Annotated in this window: 16 protein-coding genes and 1 pseudogene; 10 read left to right on the top strand and 7 right to left on the bottom strand. The window is 45.9% G+C overall.

The genetic code is table 11. From position 1 onward, the window contains the following. The first annotated feature begins 12 nt into the window (after positions 1–12). The 4 genes from BTR1S_RS10580 to BTR1S_RS10565 are packed head-to-tail and all read left to right on the top strand — an operon-like array spanning position 13 to position 4,410. Positions 13–897 carry a phosphotriesterase family protein gene (locus BTR1S_RS10580; RefSeq protein ID WP_006637352.1) on the top strand — a complete coding sequence of 295 codons (885 nt, stop codon included), beginning with the start codon at positions 13–15 and terminating at the stop codon, positions 895–897. Next, on the top strand, positions 894–2,036 hold the full coding sequence (locus tag BTR1S_RS10575; RefSeq protein ID WP_006637353.1) for an aminotransferase class V-fold PLP-dependent enzyme: 1,143 nt from the start codon (positions 894–896) through the stop codon (positions 2,034–2,036). The genes BTR1S_RS10580 and BTR1S_RS10575 overlap by 4 nt, the downstream gene beginning before the upstream one ends. Further along, positions 2,033–3,259 carry a phosphopentomutase gene (locus BTR1S_RS10570; protein ID WP_006637354.1) on the top strand — a complete coding sequence of 409 codons (1,227 nt, stop codon included), beginning with the start codon at positions 2,033–2,035 and terminating at the stop codon, positions 3,257–3,259. Before BTR1S_RS10575 ends, BTR1S_RS10570 begins: the two co-directional genes overlap by 4 nt. Next, a complete protein-coding gene (locus tag BTR1S_RS10565; RefSeq protein ID WP_006637355.1) occupies positions 3,259–4,410 on the top strand; it encodes a YhfX family PLP-dependent enzyme in 1,152 nt (383 codons plus the stop codon). Before BTR1S_RS10570 ends, BTR1S_RS10565 begins: the two co-directional genes overlap by 1 nt. A gap of 59 nt (positions 4,411–4,469) precedes the next feature. Here BTR1S_RS10565 and BTR1S_RS23225 read toward each other — a convergent pair whose 3' ends face one another. Together BTR1S_RS23225 and BTR1S_RS10560 are read right to left on the bottom strand one after the other, a co-directional pair. Beyond that, positions 4,470–4,598, bottom strand: a complete 129-nt coding sequence (locus tag BTR1S_RS23225; protein WP_255131274.1) for a hypothetical protein — start codon at positions 4,596–4,598, stop codon at positions 4,470–4,472. Between the two features lie 4 nt (positions 4,599–4,602). Further along, on the bottom strand, positions 4,603–5,301 hold the full coding sequence (locus BTR1S_RS10560; protein ID WP_087962498.1) for an MgtC/SapB family protein: 699 nt from the start codon (positions 5,299–5,301) through the stop codon (positions 4,603–4,605). Positions 5,302–5,394: 93 nt separating this feature from the next. Here BTR1S_RS10560 and BTR1S_RS10555 point away from each other — a divergent pair, with 93 nt between their 5' ends. After that, positions 5,395–5,601, top strand: a complete 207-nt coding sequence (locus tag BTR1S_RS10555) for a DUF3951 domain-containing protein (RefSeq protein ID WP_006637357.1) — start codon at positions 5,395–5,397, stop codon at positions 5,599–5,601. Between the two features lie 39 nt (positions 5,602–5,640). Here BTR1S_RS10555 and putP read toward each other — a convergent pair whose 3' ends face one another. Next, the gene (gene putP, locus BTR1S_RS10550) at positions 5,641–7,125 is read right to left on the bottom strand and encodes a sodium/proline symporter PutP (protein WP_006637358.1); all 1,485 of its coding nucleotides are present in this window, start codon (positions 7,123–7,125) and stop codon (positions 5,641–5,643) included. Positions 7,126–7,573: 448 nt separating this feature from the next. Between putP and gatC the strand changes: the two genes are divergently transcribed. From gatC to gatB, 3 genes are read left to right on the top strand one after another with little or no spacing between them, the layout of a single operon-like run. Next, positions 7,574–7,864 carry an Asp-tRNA(Asn)/Glu-tRNA(Gln) amidotransferase subunit GatC gene (gene gatC / locus BTR1S_RS10545; protein ID WP_003179590.1) on the top strand — a complete coding sequence of 97 codons (291 nt, stop codon included), beginning with the start codon at positions 7,574–7,576 and terminating at the stop codon, positions 7,862–7,864. Between the two features lie 16 nt (positions 7,865–7,880). Further along, the gene (gene gatA / locus BTR1S_RS10540) at positions 7,881–9,338 is read left to right on the top strand and encodes an Asp-tRNA(Asn)/Glu-tRNA(Gln) amidotransferase subunit GatA (RefSeq protein ID WP_029419892.1); all 1,458 of its coding nucleotides are present in this window, start codon (positions 7,881–7,883) and stop codon (positions 9,336–9,338) included. Between the two features lie 13 nt (positions 9,339–9,351). Continuing rightward, positions 9,352–10,782: an Asp-tRNA(Asn)/Glu-tRNA(Gln) amidotransferase subunit GatB gene (gene gatB / locus BTR1S_RS10535; RefSeq protein WP_029419891.1), complete on the top strand. Its 1,431-nt coding sequence runs from the start codon at positions 9,352–9,354 to the stop codon at positions 10,780–10,782. Positions 10,783–10,820: 38 nt separating this feature from the next. On the opposite strand, the pseudogene BTR1S_RS10530 reads toward gatB, so the two are convergent. Beyond that, positions 10,821–11,754 (bottom strand): annotated as a pseudogene (locus BTR1S_RS10530) (glycosyl hydrolase). Between the two features lie 301 nt (positions 11,755–12,055). Between BTR1S_RS10530 and BTR1S_RS10525 the strand changes: the two are divergent. Further along, positions 12,056–13,102: a 2,3-butanediol dehydrogenase gene (locus tag BTR1S_RS10525; protein WP_006637362.1), complete on the top strand. Its 1,047-nt coding sequence runs from the start codon at positions 12,056–12,058 to the stop codon at positions 13,100–13,102. A gap of 65 nt (positions 13,103–13,167) precedes the next feature. Here BTR1S_RS10525 and BTR1S_RS10520 read toward each other — a convergent pair whose 3' ends face one another. Beyond that, positions 13,168–14,007 (bottom strand): TetR/AcrR family transcriptional regulator, encoded by an 840-nt coding sequence (locus BTR1S_RS10520; RefSeq protein ID WP_029419890.1) that lies wholly within the window; start codon positions 14,005–14,007, stop codon positions 13,168–13,170. Positions 14,008–14,153: 146 nt separating this feature from the next. Here BTR1S_RS10520 and BTR1S_RS10515 point away from each other — a divergent pair, with 146 nt between their 5' ends. Then, positions 14,154–17,309: an efflux RND transporter permease subunit gene (locus BTR1S_RS10515; RefSeq protein WP_029419889.1), complete on the top strand. Its 3,156-nt coding sequence runs from the start codon at positions 14,154–14,156 to the stop codon at positions 17,307–17,309. A 21-nt stretch (positions 17,310–17,330) separates the two neighbouring features. Here the strand turns inward: BTR1S_RS10515 and BTR1S_RS10510 are convergent, their stop codons facing one another. Continuing rightward, positions 17,331–17,888 carry a GNAT family N-acetyltransferase gene (locus tag BTR1S_RS10510; RefSeq protein ID WP_006637365.1) on the bottom strand — a complete coding sequence of 186 codons (558 nt, stop codon included), beginning with the start codon at positions 17,886–17,888 and terminating at the stop codon, positions 17,331–17,333. Between the two features lie 14 nt (positions 17,889–17,902). After that, positions 17,903–18,853 (bottom strand): nucleoside hydrolase, encoded by a 951-nt coding sequence (locus tag BTR1S_RS10505; RefSeq protein WP_029419888.1) that lies wholly within the window; start codon positions 18,851–18,853, stop codon positions 17,903–17,905. Positions 18,854–18,868 lie beyond the last annotated feature (15 nt).

Below are 18,868 nucleotides of genomic sequence, written 5' to 3'. Positions count from 1 at the left end.
GAACGTATCTGAATGCTGAAAAACGGAATTACCTATATGCATGAACATATAACCATTGACCTTTCCGAGGTGAAAAACAATGAGGATTGTAAGTTGGATGTCATTTCTGAAACCATAAAAGAATTTAAAGGTTTATATGAAAAAGGCGTACGCAATGTTGTCGATGTAACGAATATTGGAATGGGAAGGAATATTTCATACGTTGAAAACGTGTCAAAAGAAACTGGGATCAATATTGTTTTTTCGACTGGTTTCTATCAAGACTCTTTTTATCCGATCAAGGTATTCCGTGAAACGAAAGAAAAATTGGCTGAAAAAATGGTGAAGGAAATTGTCGAAGGGATAAGGGGAACAAATGTGAAAGCCGGGATTATCGGCGAAATTGGTACAAGCTATAACAAATGGACCGAAGCCGAACAAAAAGTGTTTGAAGCTGTTGTCATGGCCCATAAGCAAACCAAAAAGCCAATCTCTACACATACTTCCATTGGAACATTGGGACATGAACAAGTAGAATTTTTTAAAAAGAATGGTGTCGATTTAAATAGAGTGGTAATAGGCCATGTTGATTTAACGGGAGATGCCGATTATATATTAAAGATGCTCAGGGAAGGCGTATACGTGGAATTTGATACCATAGGCAAAGAAAATTATATGCCTGATCGTGTCCGGGCAGACATATTAAAAAAAATACAGGATAAAGGATATATGCACAAAGTATTTCTCTCAATGGATATCACTAGAAAATCGCAGCTGGCCTATAAAGGGGGACCGGGCTACTCCTATTTGCTCGATTCGTTTATCCCTCTTTTGCAAACCTATGGAATTACAAGCGAATCAATAGAGAAAATGTTGATGAAAAACCCGCATGCTTTTATGGAAGGGCAGGGTGAATGAAGATGCAAACGTATCCTCTAAAAAGCATTTCAATAGAAGAAGCTAAGCAAAAACAGTTTAAGCTGGTCGATGTCGTGACAAGGCATTTTCGCGGAGATGAAATACTTTCATGTGGCGATTTAGGAGTTGTAAAAGGAATCAATAAACCATGTTACACAAAAAAAGTAGAAGAGGCATTGGCCGACTTTTTTGATGTAGAGAAAGCTTTGCTGGTGCGCGGAGCGGGAACAGGCGCATTGAGATTTGGTTTCATGAGTTTTTTAAAGCCGGGTGATCAGCTTCTCGTACATGATGCACCTATCTATCCAACGAGCAAAACGACTTTGGAGTCGATGGGGATTCTCCCGGTATATGCGGATTTTCATCATCATGAAGAAATGAAAACTGCCATTGCCAAGCATCCAAAGCTTAAAGGCGCATTAATACAACACACAAGGCAAAAAATTGACGACCATTATGATTTGGCTGAAACGATAAAAATAATCCGTTCCGCCAATCCTGCTTTAGTTATTATTACAGATGACAACTATGCGGCAATGAAAGTCGACAAAATCGGAGCGCAAATGGAAGCCGATTTGTCCGCCTTTTCATTGTTCAAACTGCTGGGGCCTGAAGGTGTCGGGATCATGTTGGGAAAAAATGAATTGCTGGAGAAAATAGAAAAGCTGAATTATTCCGGCGGAAGTCAAGTTCAAGGTTACGAAGCTTTGGAATCGTTAAGGGGGCTCATCTATGCTCCTGTGATGCTGGCAATCCAGGCAAGCGTAAATGATCAACTGGTCCATGAGCTTAATAGCGGAACGGTCCAAGGTGTGAAAAGAGCTTATTTGGCAAATGCACAATCTAAGGTCTTACTTGTTGAATTTACAAAACCGATTGCTGAAGAGGTGCTTCATCATGCTAATGAATTAGGAGCCGCGCCGAATCCGGTTGGTGCTGAATCAAAATACGAGTTTGCACCGATGTTTTACAGAGTGTCTGGCACTTTCTTATCGGCAGATCCGGCACTGGCCAAAAAAATGATCCGAATTAATCCCTTACGAAGCGGTGTTGAGACGATTTTAAGAATACTGAAAATCTCTATCCGACAGGCAACGGAACAACTTCATGCAACTCATTCGAGGGAGGACACAATATGAATAAAAGAGTCATTATTATCATTTTGGACAGCCTGGGTGTCGGATGTATGGATGATGCAAGTGACTACCGCCCTTTGGATACAGGAGCAAATACGTTTTATCACATACTTGATTCAGTGCCTACTTTGGACATTCCGAATCTTGAAAAGATGGGTATAAATAAAATTTTACACCATCCTAAATTGAAAGATATTGGCCATATTGCAAGCTACGGTGTTTTGAATCTTATGCATGAAGGAGCGGACAGCTTTGAAGGCCATAATGAACTGATGGGAACAAAACCTAAAAAGGCGTATCTGGCTCCTTTTGTTGAACATATAGATCATGTTGCATCAGCTTTAGAAAAACAAGGCTATCACGTCACCATGCCAAATCCGGAGCTGCCATATCTACTTGTAAACGATTTGGTGATCATAGCGGATAATATAGAAACCGATTACGGCCAAATTTACAATGTAACTGCGCCGCTGGATGAGATCCCATTTGAAGACGTATTAAAAATAGGAGAATGCGTTCGTCATCATGTAAAAGTAAATAGAGTGATTGTGCTTGGAGGAGAAAATGTATCACCCGAACGTTTGCAGAATTCAGTCGAAAGGAGAGAAGACGGCTTAGTCGGGGTGAATTCCCCAAAATCAAATGTATACAAACAAGGATATCAAGTACGGCACTTGGGTTTTGGCATTTCTCCTGAAAGTCAGCTGCCGACTTTGGCTAAAAACAGAGGAATGGACGTTTCGCTTATCGGAAAAATGCAGGATGTCATTTATTGCGAAGGTGCAAATCAATTTCCGGGAGTAGATACGGAACAAGTAATGAAAAATATTTTACATGAAATGGACAATGTCAAACATGGTGTCATTGCTGCAACAGTGCAAGAGACCGATTTAGCCGGTCATGCACAAAATCCTGAGCGTTATGCGGATCGGATTGAAGTGGTTGATCGCCATTTGATAGAAATCCTTGAGAAGATGACTGAACAGGATCTCCTGATGATCAGCGCAGATCACGGGAATGATCCGACGATAGGCCATAGTCAGCATACACGGGAAAAAACATATTTGCTGGCTTACCACAAAAAGCTATCGCCCGTTAACATCGGGGAACGAAAAACGCTGGCAGATATCGCGGCAACATCTGCTGAATATCTAGGGCTTGAGCATACTGAAAACGGCAGTTCATTTCTTCAAATCATGAAAAAAGGAAAAGAGGAGACAAACTAATGTTTTTGGAGTCCACATGCAAATATAATCAAAAATTAATAGATGCCGCCTTAGATCTCCATCAGCAAGGAATGATTGCACCCAATACGTATGTATTAGACTTGGATGCTGTAAAAGAAAACACAAAAATGTTATCAGAAAAAGCCAAAAAACAGGATATTGAACTGTTTTTTATGACAAAGCAATTTGGCCGTAACCCGCTGGTCGCAAAAGCAATCGCCGAATGCGGGATCGCCAAAGCTGTTGCAGTAGATCCATGGGAGGCAATCTCTCTCAGTCAACATGGAATTCAGATTGGACATGTAGGCCATCTTGTGCAAATACCTATTCATATGATATCAACTGTATTACATCTTCATCCTGATTATGTAACGGTTTTCAGCCTGCGGAATGCTCAACATATCAGCAGGGCTGCAAAACAAATGGGAAAAACACAAAAAGTGTTTTTGCGAATAGCAAACAAAGGCGATTTTATATACAACGGCCAAGAAGGAGGCTTCACATTTGAACAGCTGGTAAAGGATATCGAATCGCTTGAAAAATTAGAGGGAATTGAAATAGCCGGATTAACAAGTTTCCCCTGTATCATAATTCAAGACGGTGTTCCGGCAATAACTCCGAATGTCATATCAATGCAAACCGCAAAAGCCTTTTTGGAGGACAGGGGATTCGACAAACTAGAGATGAATATGCCAAGCGCCACATCTTCTGCAACATTGGCATTATTAAAGGAAAATGGGGCGACTCAAGGCGAACCCGGGCATGCATTAATTGGAACTACGCCAATACATGCAGTGAAAAAGCTGGATGAAACTCCGGCTATGGTATACGTATCTGAAGTATCCCATCTTTACGACCATCAAGCATATGTGTTCGGCGGCGGTTTCTACCCGCGTTCCCACATGAAAGAAGCGTTGGTTGGAACAAACAGGCGTAACTTAAAGAAGGTTTCCGCTATTGATATTGCACCTGCCAACATTGATTATTACGGTTTATTAGATACAAATGAAGTACAAGTTGGAGATACAGTCATTTATGCTTTTCGAACACAAGTCTTTGTAACAAATGCTCATATTGCCATCTTGAAAAATATGTCTACAGCTCCTGAACTGATCGGTATATATGATTCAAAAGGAAATGTAATCAAATAAATGATATTCGATCTTAGAGAGCCGGCAATAAGCCGGGATTGTTATCAACACGGCAAGCTTCATGAAGCAACAAGGAGCAGGGGAATCTCTCTCGTTGTTTCAGGAGAGAAGAAGTCTGAAGCACTGGCAAGGTTGGTATACATGATTGATAAAAAAGAAGCGGCCTTTTCGGCTGCTTCTTTTTTCATGCGCTTACATCGTGTCGCATTTCACCCCGACGACTCCGTCGATCGCTTTAATATCATAATAGACATCAGTTACATATCTCTTCCTGTGAACCCTGACTTTCGTTTCCATGACCGGAAACTCTTTTTCTGGCATATCGTCGATCCGGACGGAGTGGATCCGGATGTTTTTTGATTTCATTTCTTTCAAAATGTCCGTCAATTTATCCTTATCAGACAATGATATGCGGACGCGGATTTCTTTTTCCTGCAGACGGTTCGGGCCGATTTTGCCGACGACCCACGGCAGAAATTCGACGCTGACTAAAATAAAGGCGAGGCTGATAAAAGTTTCCTTATAAAAACCCGCACCGATCGCGACGCCGAGGCCGGCCGCTCCCCAGATCATGGCCGATGTGGTAAGCCCGGAAATGACATCATTGCTCTTTCTTAAAATCACGCCGGCTCCGATAAAGCCGATGCCGGAAATGATTTGCGCGGGCAGCCGGAGCGGGTCCATCATGATCCTGTTCGATCTTGGAAAATGATATGCCGCGTCAATGCTGATCATCGTCAAAACGCATGAACTGATGGCGATGACGATGCAGGTTTTCAAACCGAGCGGCTTATTTTTCAATTCCCTCTCGAGACCGATGACCATCCCGACCAATGTCGCGATGCCAAGCTTCATCAGCGTGTCGATATCGATATGCCAATCCATGCGCATGAACTCCTTTCTTCCTTTTTATTATGATGATTGATATGATTTTCTCACAGAGAAGATAAACGGACAACTGGTTTTTAAAGGGGGATACAGACTTTGCTGCTATTGTTGTCGCTGCTGTTTCCATTGGCCGTCGTTTTCGTCATTCTCATCGCCGCATATCACATGTTTATCCGCAAGAAAACCGTTCAAAACCACTATACTCCTTTTGATTATATTGCCGGACAAACATCAAAAGAATTCCATGAAGAAAAAAAAGAGCAGGATGGCCGGGAAGATGATGATACAGGAGAAGGACAATAAAAAGCCGCCAAGAAACGTATTCTTGACGGCTTTTCTTCATTATTGGGCATGTTCTTCCTGGTGCGTCTGCTCCATTTCTTCAAACATATCAGCCGCTTCTTCCGTGGGCTTATTTGTCAGCAGACTGCCGGCGATGACTGCAGCCAGACTTACGAAGAAGCCTGGGATCATTTCATATATGCCGGTTGTTTTTTCAAGTCCGGCTATAATCCAGATCAGCACTGTGACAGCGCCTGATATCATGCCTGCAAGAGCGCCCCACTGATTCATCCGCTTCCAGTACAGGCTGAGAAGAATCGCAGGTCCAAATGCCGAACCGAATCCGGCCCACGCATAGCCGACGAGCTTCAGAATCGTGTCATTCGGGCTTAAAGACAGCAGAAGGGCGATGACAGCGACCAAAAGAACGCTCAGCCGTCCGACAAGGACAAGCTCTTTATCCGATGCCTCACGGCGGAAGAATGTTCTGTAAAAGTCTTCGGTCATGGCGCTTGATGTGACCAGAAGCTGGGACGATACCGTACTCATGATGGCCGCAAGCAATGCGGACAGCAAAAATCCGGTGATCAAAGGATGGAACAATACTTTAGAAAAGACGATGAAAATCGTTTCCGGATCTTTCAGGCTGATACCTGTTTGATGGACATATGCCACCCCGATCAGTCCGGTCAGCAACGCGCCGATGACAGAGATGATCATCCATCCCATCCCGATGCGGCGGGCCGGCTTCAGCTCTTTCACTGAAGAAATCGCCATAAAGCGGACGATGATATGGGGCTGCCCGAAATACCCCAATCCCCAGGCCAGGAATGAAATAATGCTAATGACGGTCGTTCCTTTGAAGAAATCCATTAAGCTCGGATTGATTTCTTCTACGATATTGAATGTCGGCGCAACTCCGCCTAAATGAGTAAAGGCAACGATCGGCACGAGCACTAATGCGATAAACATAATCAGGCCCTGCACAAAGTCTGTCAGGCTGACTGCCAAAAATCCTCCGAACAGCGTGTAAGCAATCACAACGAGGGCGGTGACGAACAAACCGATCTTATAATCAAGACCGAACGCCGTTTCAAACAGCCGTCCTCCCGATACCATACCCGCTGACGTGTACAGCGTAAAGAACACCATAATGACGATGGCCGATGCCAGACGCAAGACCCTTGTCGTATCATTGAATCGATTTTCGAAAAAGTCTGGAATTGTAATCGCGTCGTTCGCCACTTCCGTATATGTCCGCAAGCGCGGTGCGACGAGCAGATAGTTCACATAAGCTCCCAATGTAAGGCCGACGGCAAGCCAGGCGCTTGAAATTCCTGTAGCATACATGGCTCCGGGCAATCCCATCAGCATCCAGCCGCTCATGTCCGACGCACCGGCCGATAACGCCGTAACAGCAGGCCCGAGCCCTCTGCCGCCGAGCATATAGTCATTTAAATTGGATGTTTTTCTATAGGAATACCAGCCGATTAAGAGCATTGCGGCAAAATAAATCCCCAACGAAATAAATACTTCAACACTCACGTTTCATATCTCTCCTCTTTGCTTTAATAATGTGGCATCACCTCTCCTGGGATTTTAACAATACTGATTTGATGTGTACGAAGATGATTGCAGGGCCTTCTTTTATGAAATCAGGTATTGAAAAAGATAAGGCGCTGCCGTTTTGATCGTACTTAGTTACCTAACCTATCAAACTATTGGTCATCAATCAACCGTGAGGAACACCTTCTGTATTGACAAAAGGACGCGATGCTTCCGATAAGCATCATAATGAAAACGTTTTCAAAAAATGATAAAAGTAAAAATATTCTGAATATTAGGATGGGCCATTCGCGGGGATTTTTCGTATACAATAAAATAAACCGGCGGAAACGGGGCGGGATTCGCGGTTTTGTTGATTTACAAGGCTAATATTTGATATGATCAGTATTATATGACTAAGCGAGAATCATCTTGGAGGTGTTTTTTAATGTCGCGTATTTCTATAGAAGAAGTGAAGCATGTCGCCCATCTGGCCAGACTGGCGATTACAGATGAAGAAGCGGCTATGTTTACAGAACAGCTTGACAGCATTATTTCATTTGCGGAAGAGCTGAATGAAGTCGATACAGAGAATGTTAAACCAACGACACACGTATTGCAAATGAAGAATATCATGAGGGAAGATGTCCCGGATAAAGGCCTTCCGGTCGAGGACGTTGTCAAAAACGCGCCCGATCATAAAGACGGCTATATCCGCGTGCCATCCATTTTGGACTAAAGGAGGGAGAGAGACGATGTCACTGTTTGACCATAAAATATCTGAATTAAAACGTCTCATACATAACAAAGAGATCAGCATATCAGATTTAGTCGATGAATCTTACAAACGGATCCACGAAGTTGACGGAAAGGTACAAGCCTTTTTGCAGCTGGATGAAGAAAAAGCCCGCGCTTATGCGAAAGAATTGGACGAAGCGCTTGACACCCGGAACGAGCACGGCCTTCTTTTCGGCATGCCGATCGGAGTCAAGGACAATATCGTCACAAAGGATCTGCGCACAACCTGCGCCAGCAAAATTCTTGAAAATTTCGACCCGATTTATGATGCAACGGTTGTTGAGCGTCTGCATGAAGCGGAGGCTGTTACCATCGGAAAGCTGAACATGGACGAATTCGCCATGGGATCTTCCACAGAGAACTCAGGCTTCCAAAAAACGAAAAACCCGTGGAACCTGGAAACTGTTCCAGGCGGGTCCAGCGGCGGATCTGCTGCGGCTGTGGCGGCCGGAGAAGTGCCGTTTTCGCTCGGATCGGATACGGGCGGCTCAATTCGCCAGCCGGCATCTTTCTGCGGCGTCGTCGGCTTAAAGCCTACATACGGACGCGTATCAAGATACGGTCTTGTCGCGTTTGCCTCTTCATTGGATCAAATCGGCCCGATCACAAGATCTGTCGAGGACAACGCGTATCTTCTCCAAGCGATCGCGGGCGCCGATCAAATGGATTCGACAAGCGCCAATGTGGACGTGCCGGACTATCTGTCTGCGCTGACAGGCGATATTAAAGGACTTAAAATCGCAGTTCCAAAAGAATACCTTGGCGAAGGCGTCGGGGAAGAAGCGAAAAATTCCGTCCTCGAAGCTTTAAAAGTACTTGAAGGACTGGGCGCGACATGGGAAGAAGTATCACTTCCGCACAGCAAATACGCGCTGGCGACTTACTACCTGCTTTCTTCATCTGAAGCTTCGGCCAACCTGGCCCGCTTCGACGGCATCCGCTACGGCTACCGCACGGATAATGCGGACAACTTGATCGACCTTTACAAACAGACCCGTTCCGAAGGTTTCGGAAACGAAGTCAAGCGCCGCATCATGCTCGGTACGTTCGCGCTAAGCTCAGGCTATTATGATGCGTATTATAAAAAGGCGCAAAAGGTCAGAACCTTGATCAAAAAAGATTTTGAAGACGTATTTGAAAACTATGACGTCATCATCGGACCGACAACACCGACGCCTGCGTTTAAAATCGGCGAAAAAACAAGCGATCCGCTGACAATGTACGCCAACGACATCTTGACGATCCCTGTCAACCTGGCGGGTGTACCAGGAATCAGCGTGCCGTGCGGATTTGCGGACGGTTTGCCGCTCGGCCTGCAAATCATCGGCAAACACTTTGACGAAAGCACAGTATACCGCGTCGCCCACGCGTTTGAACAGGCGACAGACCATCATAAAGCAAAACCTGAACTGTAAGGGGTGAAAACACATGAACTTTGAAACGGTAATCGGACTTGAAGTCCACGTGGAGCTAAAAACGAAATCGAAAATTTTCTCAAGTTCTCCGACGCCATTCGGTGCGGCGGCCAATACGCAGACAAGCGTCATCGATTTGGGCTATCCCGGCGTGCTGCCTGTTTTAAATAAAGAAGCGGTCAATTTTGCAATGAAAGCGGCCATGGCTTTAAACTGCGAAATTGCGACGGAGACAAAGTTTGACCGGAAAAACTATTTCTACCCTGACAACCCGAAAGCGTACCAAATTTCCCAGTTCGATAAACCGATCGGCGAAAACGGCTGGATCGAAATCGAAGTCGGCGGAAAAACAAAGCGCATCGGCATCACCCGCCTCCATTTGGAAGAGGATGCCGGAAAACTGACGCATACAGGCGACGGCTATTCCCTTGTCGACTACAACCGTCAGGGAACACCGCTCGTCGAAATCGTATCAGAACCTGACATCCGCACACCTGAAGAAGCGTACGCCTATCTTGAAAAGCTTAAATCGATCATTCAATACACAGGCGTCTCCGATTGTAAGATGGAGGAAGGTTCGCTTCGCTGTGACGCGAATATTTCCCTGCGTCCGATCGGCCAGGAAGAATTCGGGACAAAGACAGAGCTGAAAAACCTGAACTCATTCGCCTTTGTCCAAAAAGGCCTTGAGCATGAAGAGAAGCGCCAGGCGCAGATCCTGCTGTCAGGCGGCGTCATTCAGCAGGAAACCCGCCGCTATGACGAGGCATCAAAAACGACGATTTTGATGAGGGTTAAAGAAGGGTCTGACGACTACCGCTATTTCCCTGAACCCGACCTTGTCGAGCTCTACATTGACGATGAGTGGAAGCAGCGCGTCAGAGACAGCATTCCTGAGCTTCCGGATGAACGCCGCAAGCGTTATATCGAAGAGCTTGGCCTGCCTGCCTATGATGCGAAAGTCTTGACGCTGACAAAAGAAATGTCCGACTTCTTTGAAGCGGCCGTCGACAAAGGCGCTGACGCAAAGCTTGCGTCGAACTGGCTGATGGGTGAGGTGTCGGCTTACCTGAATGCCCAGCAAAAAGAGCTTTCAGACGTCGCGCTCACGCCTGAAGGGCTTGCCGGCTTGGTTAAGCTGATCGAAAAAGGAACCATTTCATCCAAAATCGCGAAAAAAGTCTTTAAAGAGCTGATTGAAAAAGGCGGAGACGCCGAAAAAATCGTCAAAGAGAAAGGCCTTGTGCAAATCTCTGATGAGGCCACGCTCAGAAAGCTTGTCACAGAAGCGCTGGACAACAATCCGCAGTCGATCGAAGACTTCAAAAACGGAAAAGACCGCGCAATCGGCTTCCTTGTTGGCCAAATCATGAAAGCTTCAAAAGGCCAGGCGAACCCGCCGATGGTCAATAAGCTTCTTCTTGAAGAAATTAATAAACGATAAAAAATAGCCCCTTGGAGACGTTTCTCCAAGGGGCTTTTTCATTCAATGATCGGCGTTAATGAATCACCGTCCCATATTTCTCCCTTATTCAGCGCCCAGCTGTCATGATAAAGAATTTGCCGCACCTTTGTTCGCGGCAGGACTCCAGCCGTCATTCCATGCCAAGAAATAAACGGTTTTCGGATGGTTCTGTTTGATGGCATTGATCAATGAAGAGTAATCCAGGCCGCCGTTCGTTTCCTGCGGCCCGACCTTTGTGAAGGCAAACAGCTTATGAAGAGACGTCAGCTCGTCATACCCCTTGATCGAATACGAGTCGGTAAAATACGCGTCCAACCCAACAATGTCAACATATGAAACACTGGGATAAAAATCTGTCTTAAAATCTCTGTTTGCGTCAGGCGCATACACCCATAACAGATTGTCCAATCCTCCATCCTTCAGCTGCTGTAGACCATCTGCAATTTTGCCCAGCATGGCGTCAAGCCGTTTTCCCACTGTTGTGGATGAGTCTAATATGTTTTGATATTGGCTATTTGAAATTGGAGTTTTAAAATGGCCGGTGCTGTAAGCCGGATTAGCAAGGTGCATGCTGATTTGCGGGATGCCGCCGCTTTTCCAGTAAGAAATCAACTCGCTGTTGCAGCTGTAGCCAATCGTATCGGCGATATTTTCCGGCTCAAGCCAGCCTCTTGCATAATCACAGCCGTAAACGGCGGGGAGCTGCCCGGTTGCATGTTTCAGGCGATCAGCTTCCGCCACTGAAAACGTATCGCGGCTGTATCCGTCGAATGCGCCTGACATGACCCTGTTGTCTGAACGGTTTGGCAGATGGGCCAGCCAGTTCATGCCGGCTTTGGTTGTTTGCCCGGCATCCGAGTTGACGGGTGAAACAGTGTGAGCATAGCTGGTCTGTGAGGCAGCCGAAAAACATAATAAGGCGATAACAATAGAGACAGCACGTTTTTTCATACTGTAAACCTCCTATTTTCTTTACCTCTGAATGCTACAAAATACACCTTATTGTACTAAACGGAAGAAAAACAAACATAAGCCATTGGATATGAATGGCATTATTCTGAAAGCGTATTTTTGCTGTCCTGTCAGCTTTGCCGGCATCTCATTCTTGAATCCAGCAAAACATGGGGCGGAACATTTTTTCGAAAATTATCGTTTGAATTTTATTTTTTTCTGTTACTTTTTACATGTTTTTTATAGGAAATAGGAGTATAATGGTCATGAGAAAACAAATATTTTAATAGGGGATGAGGAAATGAAAGCGCTTAGATGGCATAATGCTAGGGATATTCGCTTAGAACAAATCGACGAACCGCAGGCACTGAAGGGGAAAGTCAAAGTAAAAGTGGAATGGTGCGGAATTTGCGGAAGCGACCTGCACGAATATACGGCCGGCCCTATTTTCATTCCGACGGAAACACATCCGTTGAGCGGTGATAAAGCCCCAATCGTTTTGGGACATGAATTTTCCGGACAGGTCGTTGAAGTTGGTGAAGGAGTTACAAACGTTCAAGCCGGTGACCGTGTAACGGTTGAACCTATCTATGCATGCGGAGAATGTGAAGCTTGTAAACAAGGAATGTACAACCTTTGCGATAAAATGGGATTCTTCGGTCTTGCCGGAGGCGGCGGCGGGTTTTCCGAATATGCGGCCGTGCCGGCAGAGATGATTCATAAATTGCCGGAAGCGGTGTCATTTGAACAAGGTGCGCTAGTTGAACCGTCAGCCGTCGCGCTTCACGCTGTCCGCCAAAGCAAATTGAAAGTCGGTGACAAAGCGGCCGTTTTTGGGACAGGCCCTATCGGTTTGCTGGTGATCGAAGCATTAAAAGCATCCGGCGCATCAGAAATCTATGCGGTTGAATTATCTGACATCCGCCGCCAAAAAGCAGCAGAGCTTGGCGCGATCGTCATTGATCCAAAACAGTGCGACGCCGTCAGCGAAATTCAAAAACGGACAGACGGCGGTGTGGATGTAGCTTATGAAGTGACTGGCGTGCCGCCTGTTTTAAAACAAGCGATCCATGCAACGAAAATAAACGGGGAAACAATGATTGTCAGCATTTTTGAAAAAGAAGCGCCAATCCATCCGCATGATATCGTCATGAAAGAACGCTCATTAACCGGAATCATCGGATACCGCGACGTGTTTCCGGCTGTCATCAGTTTAATGGCCCAAGGATATTTCCCGGCCGACAAATTGGTAACGAAACGAATTACACTTGATGAAGTCATCGAGGAAGGCTTTGAAGGATTATTAAAAGAAAGAGACCAGGTCAAGATCCTGGTCAAAGCCGAATAAATCAAAAAACCAGATTCCCGTTTTATGGGAATCTGGTTTTGATTTGCCGGCAGGATGATCTGTTGTCAACGATCAAGAAACCGGGATAGCATCTGAAAGACATGACCGACGTTTTCCTGCTGCTCCAGGTTTGTGAGCATTCCTTGAATAACGGGCTTTCTAGGCGCTGTTTTAGTCAGCTCTTCTTCGATGACATCAAGCGTGATCATGATGTCTTCAGAAAAGGCCTCGCGTTTTTTTAATTCCGAAATTTCCTCCAGAATCATTTGTTTATCTATATCCTTTTGTCCGCATTTGAAAAAGCCGTCGGCAAGAATCGGCTCTTCGCCGCTTTGAAGCAGGCCGCCGACCATCTCGTCAACTCTCCTGATGATAAAGGCGGCAAGCTGATCAAAGTCAATATCAAGCTCATAAAAGATAAATAGGTTTTGATAGGCTTGCACGATTCCCTGCACCATAATCGACAGATCGGGCAAATACGGCTGAACGGCGCCGCCGTAAGCTCCCAGCAGCGCATTTTGGTAAGCTTCATGAAATTTTTTGCCGATGTCTTTAAAATATTCCCCGATCTTGCTGTTTTCCGGGATGCTGTGCTCGCTGATCATCACAAGGATGAAATCTCTGTGCTCCCTGCTTTCTTTAAATTGATAAGCAATCTGTTCTTTGAAAATCTCCTTCGGCTGGAAATTTTTTTGCTGTATGGCCTTCATATTTTCGGTGGTTCTATCGATATAATACTTAATGATTGCGAGCAGCAGCGCATCTTTGGATTTGAAATGCAGATAAAACGCTCCTTTTGATATGTCGCATTCATTGGCGATCTCCTGAATCGTCGTTGAGGCAAAGCCGTTTTTCGCGAACAGTCGGAGGCCGGCCTGAATGATTTTTTCTTCTTTTTCTGTCATGAACGTACTCCTTTAAAACAACATTAAAATTGGTTAAATTTTAACATATATAAGTTGACGCTGTTTACTGATGAAGTTTATTATTGTATAGAATGACCAGTCAGTCAACAAGTAATCTGAAAAGATATGAAAAAATGGAGGTCGTAATGAATTCTATCATTAATTTTGTGCTGAAGAACAAGTTCGCTGTGTGGCTGATGACGATTATTGTTACGGTTGCCGGCCTTTACGCGGGTTTGAATATGAAGCAGGAATCCATTCCTGATGTGAACATGCCTTACCTTACGATTAACACGACATATCCGGGCGCTACTCCAAGCCAAGTGGCCGATGAGGTAACAAAGCCGGTTGAACAGGCGGTGCAGAATCTGGACGGAGTGAGCGTTGTCACCTCTACGTCCTATGAAAACGCCTCATCCGTGATGATTGAATATGATTATGAGAAAGATATGGACAAAGCGAAAACAGAAGCGGCTGAAGCGCTTGAAAACGTAAAGCTGCCTGATGACGCGAAAGATCCGGAGATTTCACGCTACAGCATGAATTCCTTCCCGATCTTGACGCTCAGCGTCTCAAGCGACAAAGACAATCTTCAAGAACTGACGAAAAAAGTGGAAGACGGACTTGTGTCTAAGCTTGAAGGCATCGAAGGCGTCGCTTCCGTCCAAGTGTCAGGACAGCAGGTTGAAGAGGTTGAATTCTCTTTTAAAGAAGACAAAATGAAAAAATACGGGCTTGACAAAGACACAGTCAAGCAAGTGATTCAAGGATCAGATGTGACAACTCCGCTTGGATTGTACACATTCGGAAAAGAAGAAAAATCCGTCGTCGTCAGCGGCGATATTGAAACAATCAAAGACTTAAAGAATATGAGAATCCCGACCGCATCTGCTTCCGCGGGCTCAGCAGCAGCGGCGCAGAGCGGACAAGCGGCGCAAAGTGCACAAGCGGCACAGAGCGCGCAAGCAGCCGCACAGGCTCAGCAAAGCACAGAAGTGCCGACGGTCAAGCTTTCTGATATTGCAACTATTAAAGACGTCAAAAAAGCTGAATCCATTTCACGCACAAATGGAAAAGACAGCATCGGCATCAACATCGTCAAAGCGAATGATGCCAATACGGTAGAGGTTGCCGATAATGTCAAAGAGGAACTGAAACAATACAAACAAGACCACAAAGGCTTCCAGTACAGCGCAACGCTGGACATGGCCAAACCGATCACAGAATCAGTCGAAACGATGCTGAGCAAGGCCATTTTCGGGGCGATCTTTGCGGTTGTGATTATCCTCTTATTCTTAAGAGACATTAAATCAACTTTAATTTCGATCATTTCGATTCCGCTGTCATTGCTGATCGCACTGCTTGTGCTGAACCAGCTTGATATCACATTGAATATCATGACGCTCGGCGCCATGACGGTCGCCATCGGGCGGGTCGTCGATGACTCGATCGTCGTCATCGAGAACATCTACCGCCGCATGAGGCTGAAAGATGAACCGCTCCGCGGAAAAGCACTGGTTCGCGAAGCGACGAAAGAAATGTTTTTACCGATTATGTCATCAACGATCGTAACGATTGCGGTATTCCTGCCGCTTGCACTTGTAGGCGGTCAAATCGGCGAATTGTTTATCCCGTTTGCCTTAACGATTGTCTTTGCGCTTGCCGCATCCCTTCTGATTGCGATCACGCTCGTGCCGATGCTCGCGCACAGCCTGTTCAAAAAATCGTTGACGGGAGCGCCGTTAAAAGCGAAAGAACATAAACCGGGAAGACTTGCAAACGCCTATAAAAAAGTCTTGAACTGGGCGCTCAGCCATAAATGGATCACATCGATCATCGCGATTCTCATGCTGCTGGGAAGCTTGTTCCTTGTTCCGTTGATCGGCGCAAGCTACCTGCCTTCAGAAGAGGAAAAAACGGTGCAGATCACATACACGCCAGAACCGGGTGAAACGAAAAAAGAAGCTGAAGATGAAGCTGAAAAAGCCGAAAAAATCTTATTGGACAGAAAGCATGTCGATACGGTTCAATATTCCTTAGGCTCAAGCAGCCCGCTCGCCCAGGGAAATTCAAACGGCGCGCTCTTCTATATCAAATATGAAGATGATACGCCTGACTTTGATAAAGAAAAAGATGACGTGCTTAAAGACATTCAGAAAACATCCAAACGAGGAGAGTGGAAAACACAGAATTTCAACTCTTCAGGAAATAACAATGAATTAACGTATTATGTGTACGGTGATTCAGAAAAAGATATTAAAGGCACTGTCAAAGACATCGAAAAAATCATGAAAGATCAAAAAGATCTGAAGAACGTCAACTCAGGCCTTTCCAGCACATATGACGAATATACATTTGTCGCTGATCAAGAGAAGCTGAGCAAGCTTGGTTTAACGGCTTCGCAAATTTCACAGACGCTCATGACAGAAACATCACAGGCTCCTCTGACAACCGTCAAAAAAGACGGCAAAGAGCTCGATGTCAACATTAAAACCGAAAAAGACGAGTATAAGAGCGTCAAAGATTTAGAAAACAAAAAGATCACAACAGCGACAGGCCAGGAAGTGAAAATCGGCGATGTGGCAAAAGTGAAAGAAGGCACGACATCCGATACCGTCTCAAAACGCGACGGAAAAGTCTATGCCGATGTCACCGGCGAAGTCACATCAGACAATATCACAAGCGTATCTGTCGATGTACAGAAGAAAATCGACAAGCTTGACCTCCCTGACAACGTCACGATTGATACAGGCGGTGTTACCGCGGATATCGCAGATTCCTTTACAAAGCTCGGCTTAGCGATGCTTGCGGCGATTGCGATCGTCTACCTCGTGCTCGTGATCACATTCGGCGGTGCGCTCGCGCCATTTGCGATCCTGTTCTCGCTGCCGTTTACCGTTATCGGCGCATTGGTCGGACTTTATGTATCAGGTGAAACGATCAGCCTGAACGCGATGATCGGAATGCTGATGCTGATCGGTATCGTCGTGACAAACGCGATTGTCTTAATCGACCGCGTCATCCATAAGGAAGCGGAAGGACTGTCTACGAGGGAAGCGCTCTTGGAAGCCGGCTCGACAAGGCTCCGCCCGATCCTGATGACCGCGATTGCGACAATCGGCGCCTTGATTCCGCTGGCGCTTGGATTTGAAGGCGGCAGCCAGGTCATATCAAAAGGGCTCGGCGTCACCGTTATCGGCGGTTTAATCAGTTCGACGCTGCTGACTCTCTTGATCGTGCCGATCGTATATGAAGTATTGGCCAAATTCCGGCGGAAAAAGCCGGGAACGGAAGAAGAGTAAATATAAGAAAGCCTCAGCTATTCAAAGCTGAGGCTTTTTTTCATCATTGGGATTGATGATCGCCAGCACCTGATGATCTTCCCATTTGCCGTTGATCTTAACGTTTTTCCGCGCGATCCCTTCTTTATGAAAGCCCGCTTTTTCGAGGACGCGAATTGATGCAATATTATGCGGCATGACGCCGGCTTCGATGCGATGCAGTTTTAAATCATGGAACGCATAATCGATCATCAGTCTGACCGCTTCCGTCGTATAGCCTTTGCCATTATGCTGCTGATCTAAAAAATAGCCGATAAAGGCGCATTGCAGAGCGCCGCGCAGCACTTGAAAGAGATTGATGGTTCCAATCAGCGCATCATCATTCCTGTGAAAGATACCAAAGTAATAATCTTCGTCTTTCTGCATGTTGTCATAAAAAGTTTGCAGCCGCTTTTTTTGCGCTTCAAGCGTATAAAAATCAGGGGCGCGCTCCATCGAAAATTGCTCGAAAAACGCGCGGTTATCCGTCTGAAGCTTAAGGCATGCTTCAGCATCATCAGCGGTCAGCGGCCTGATATAAATGGATTGTCCTTTTTTCATGTCATCGCCCCTTATCAAGATGGAATGCCATCAGCCTTTTTCATCAGTTCTTCAAAGTACGCAAAAAATGCCTCCCTGTCCACCTGCTCGACGACTTTGACAGGCCTTCCGCCGGGATGCTCCTCTGTCGTTCCCTGGCGCGGGCTTTCCGTATGTACAATGGTGTTGACGCTCCGCGAACGGATCATCTCTTTCTTGCCGAGCGTCAGCGTTGTCAGCACATCCCACAGATAGTAGGTGGAATTTGTCTCAGTATGTACAAGCGGCGGGCACAGCGCATAGCATTGGCCGATAAAATCGATTCCGACATGCTTCCGCAGGCGCGCCCAATGCAAGCGGACATCATTTGTCAAAGGCACCTGATTTGTGCTTTCCAGTGCGACCATGTCGATTTCAATATCATGCTCAAATACCGCCTTCACACTGTATGGGTCCCAAAACGCGTTCCACTCCGCCGTGCCGTCGTGTTCAGGCTCTTCGACATTCCCTTTTTCAAGGAAAGTGCCGCCCATCCAGACCAGCTTTTCAATATGCTTTTCGATCGACGGATCTGCTTCAAAAGCGCGCGCCAAATCCGTCAGCGGACCGGTAAACAGCAATGTCACCGGCTCTTCACTGTTCTTTAATGCCTCAATCAAGTGCAGGTGGGCCGGAAGATCGGAAACTGGAGCTTCAACAGCCCCTTTTTCATTTAAAATCGGCAAGGCGTCGACATAAAAAGCGTGCATGCGCCATTCCTTCGGAAAAGGATTGACCCCTCTGGAATCGGAAGCCGCAGTTTCAACACGGTAGGAGCCGAAGCGGTCAATGATCTTTCGGCTCGCGCTTAACGCGGGCTCCAGGTAGCAATCAGCGGGAATGACGGACGCCCCGATCAAGTCGATATCCTCCATTTGCAGCAGCAAAAATAGAGATACGAGGTCATCCACCCCTCCGTCATGGTTGAAATAAACAGGTTTACTCACAGCATCAGCCCCTTT

The sequence above is a fragment of the Bacillus sonorensis NBRC 101234 = KCTC 13918 genome (assembly GCF_001592005.1).
Classification (GTDB): Bacteria; Bacillota; Bacilli; order Bacillales; family Bacillaceae; genus Bacillus; species Bacillus sonorensis.
Note: the sequence above shows the minus strand (reverse complement) of the source record. Positions and strands in the feature narration are given on the sequence as shown.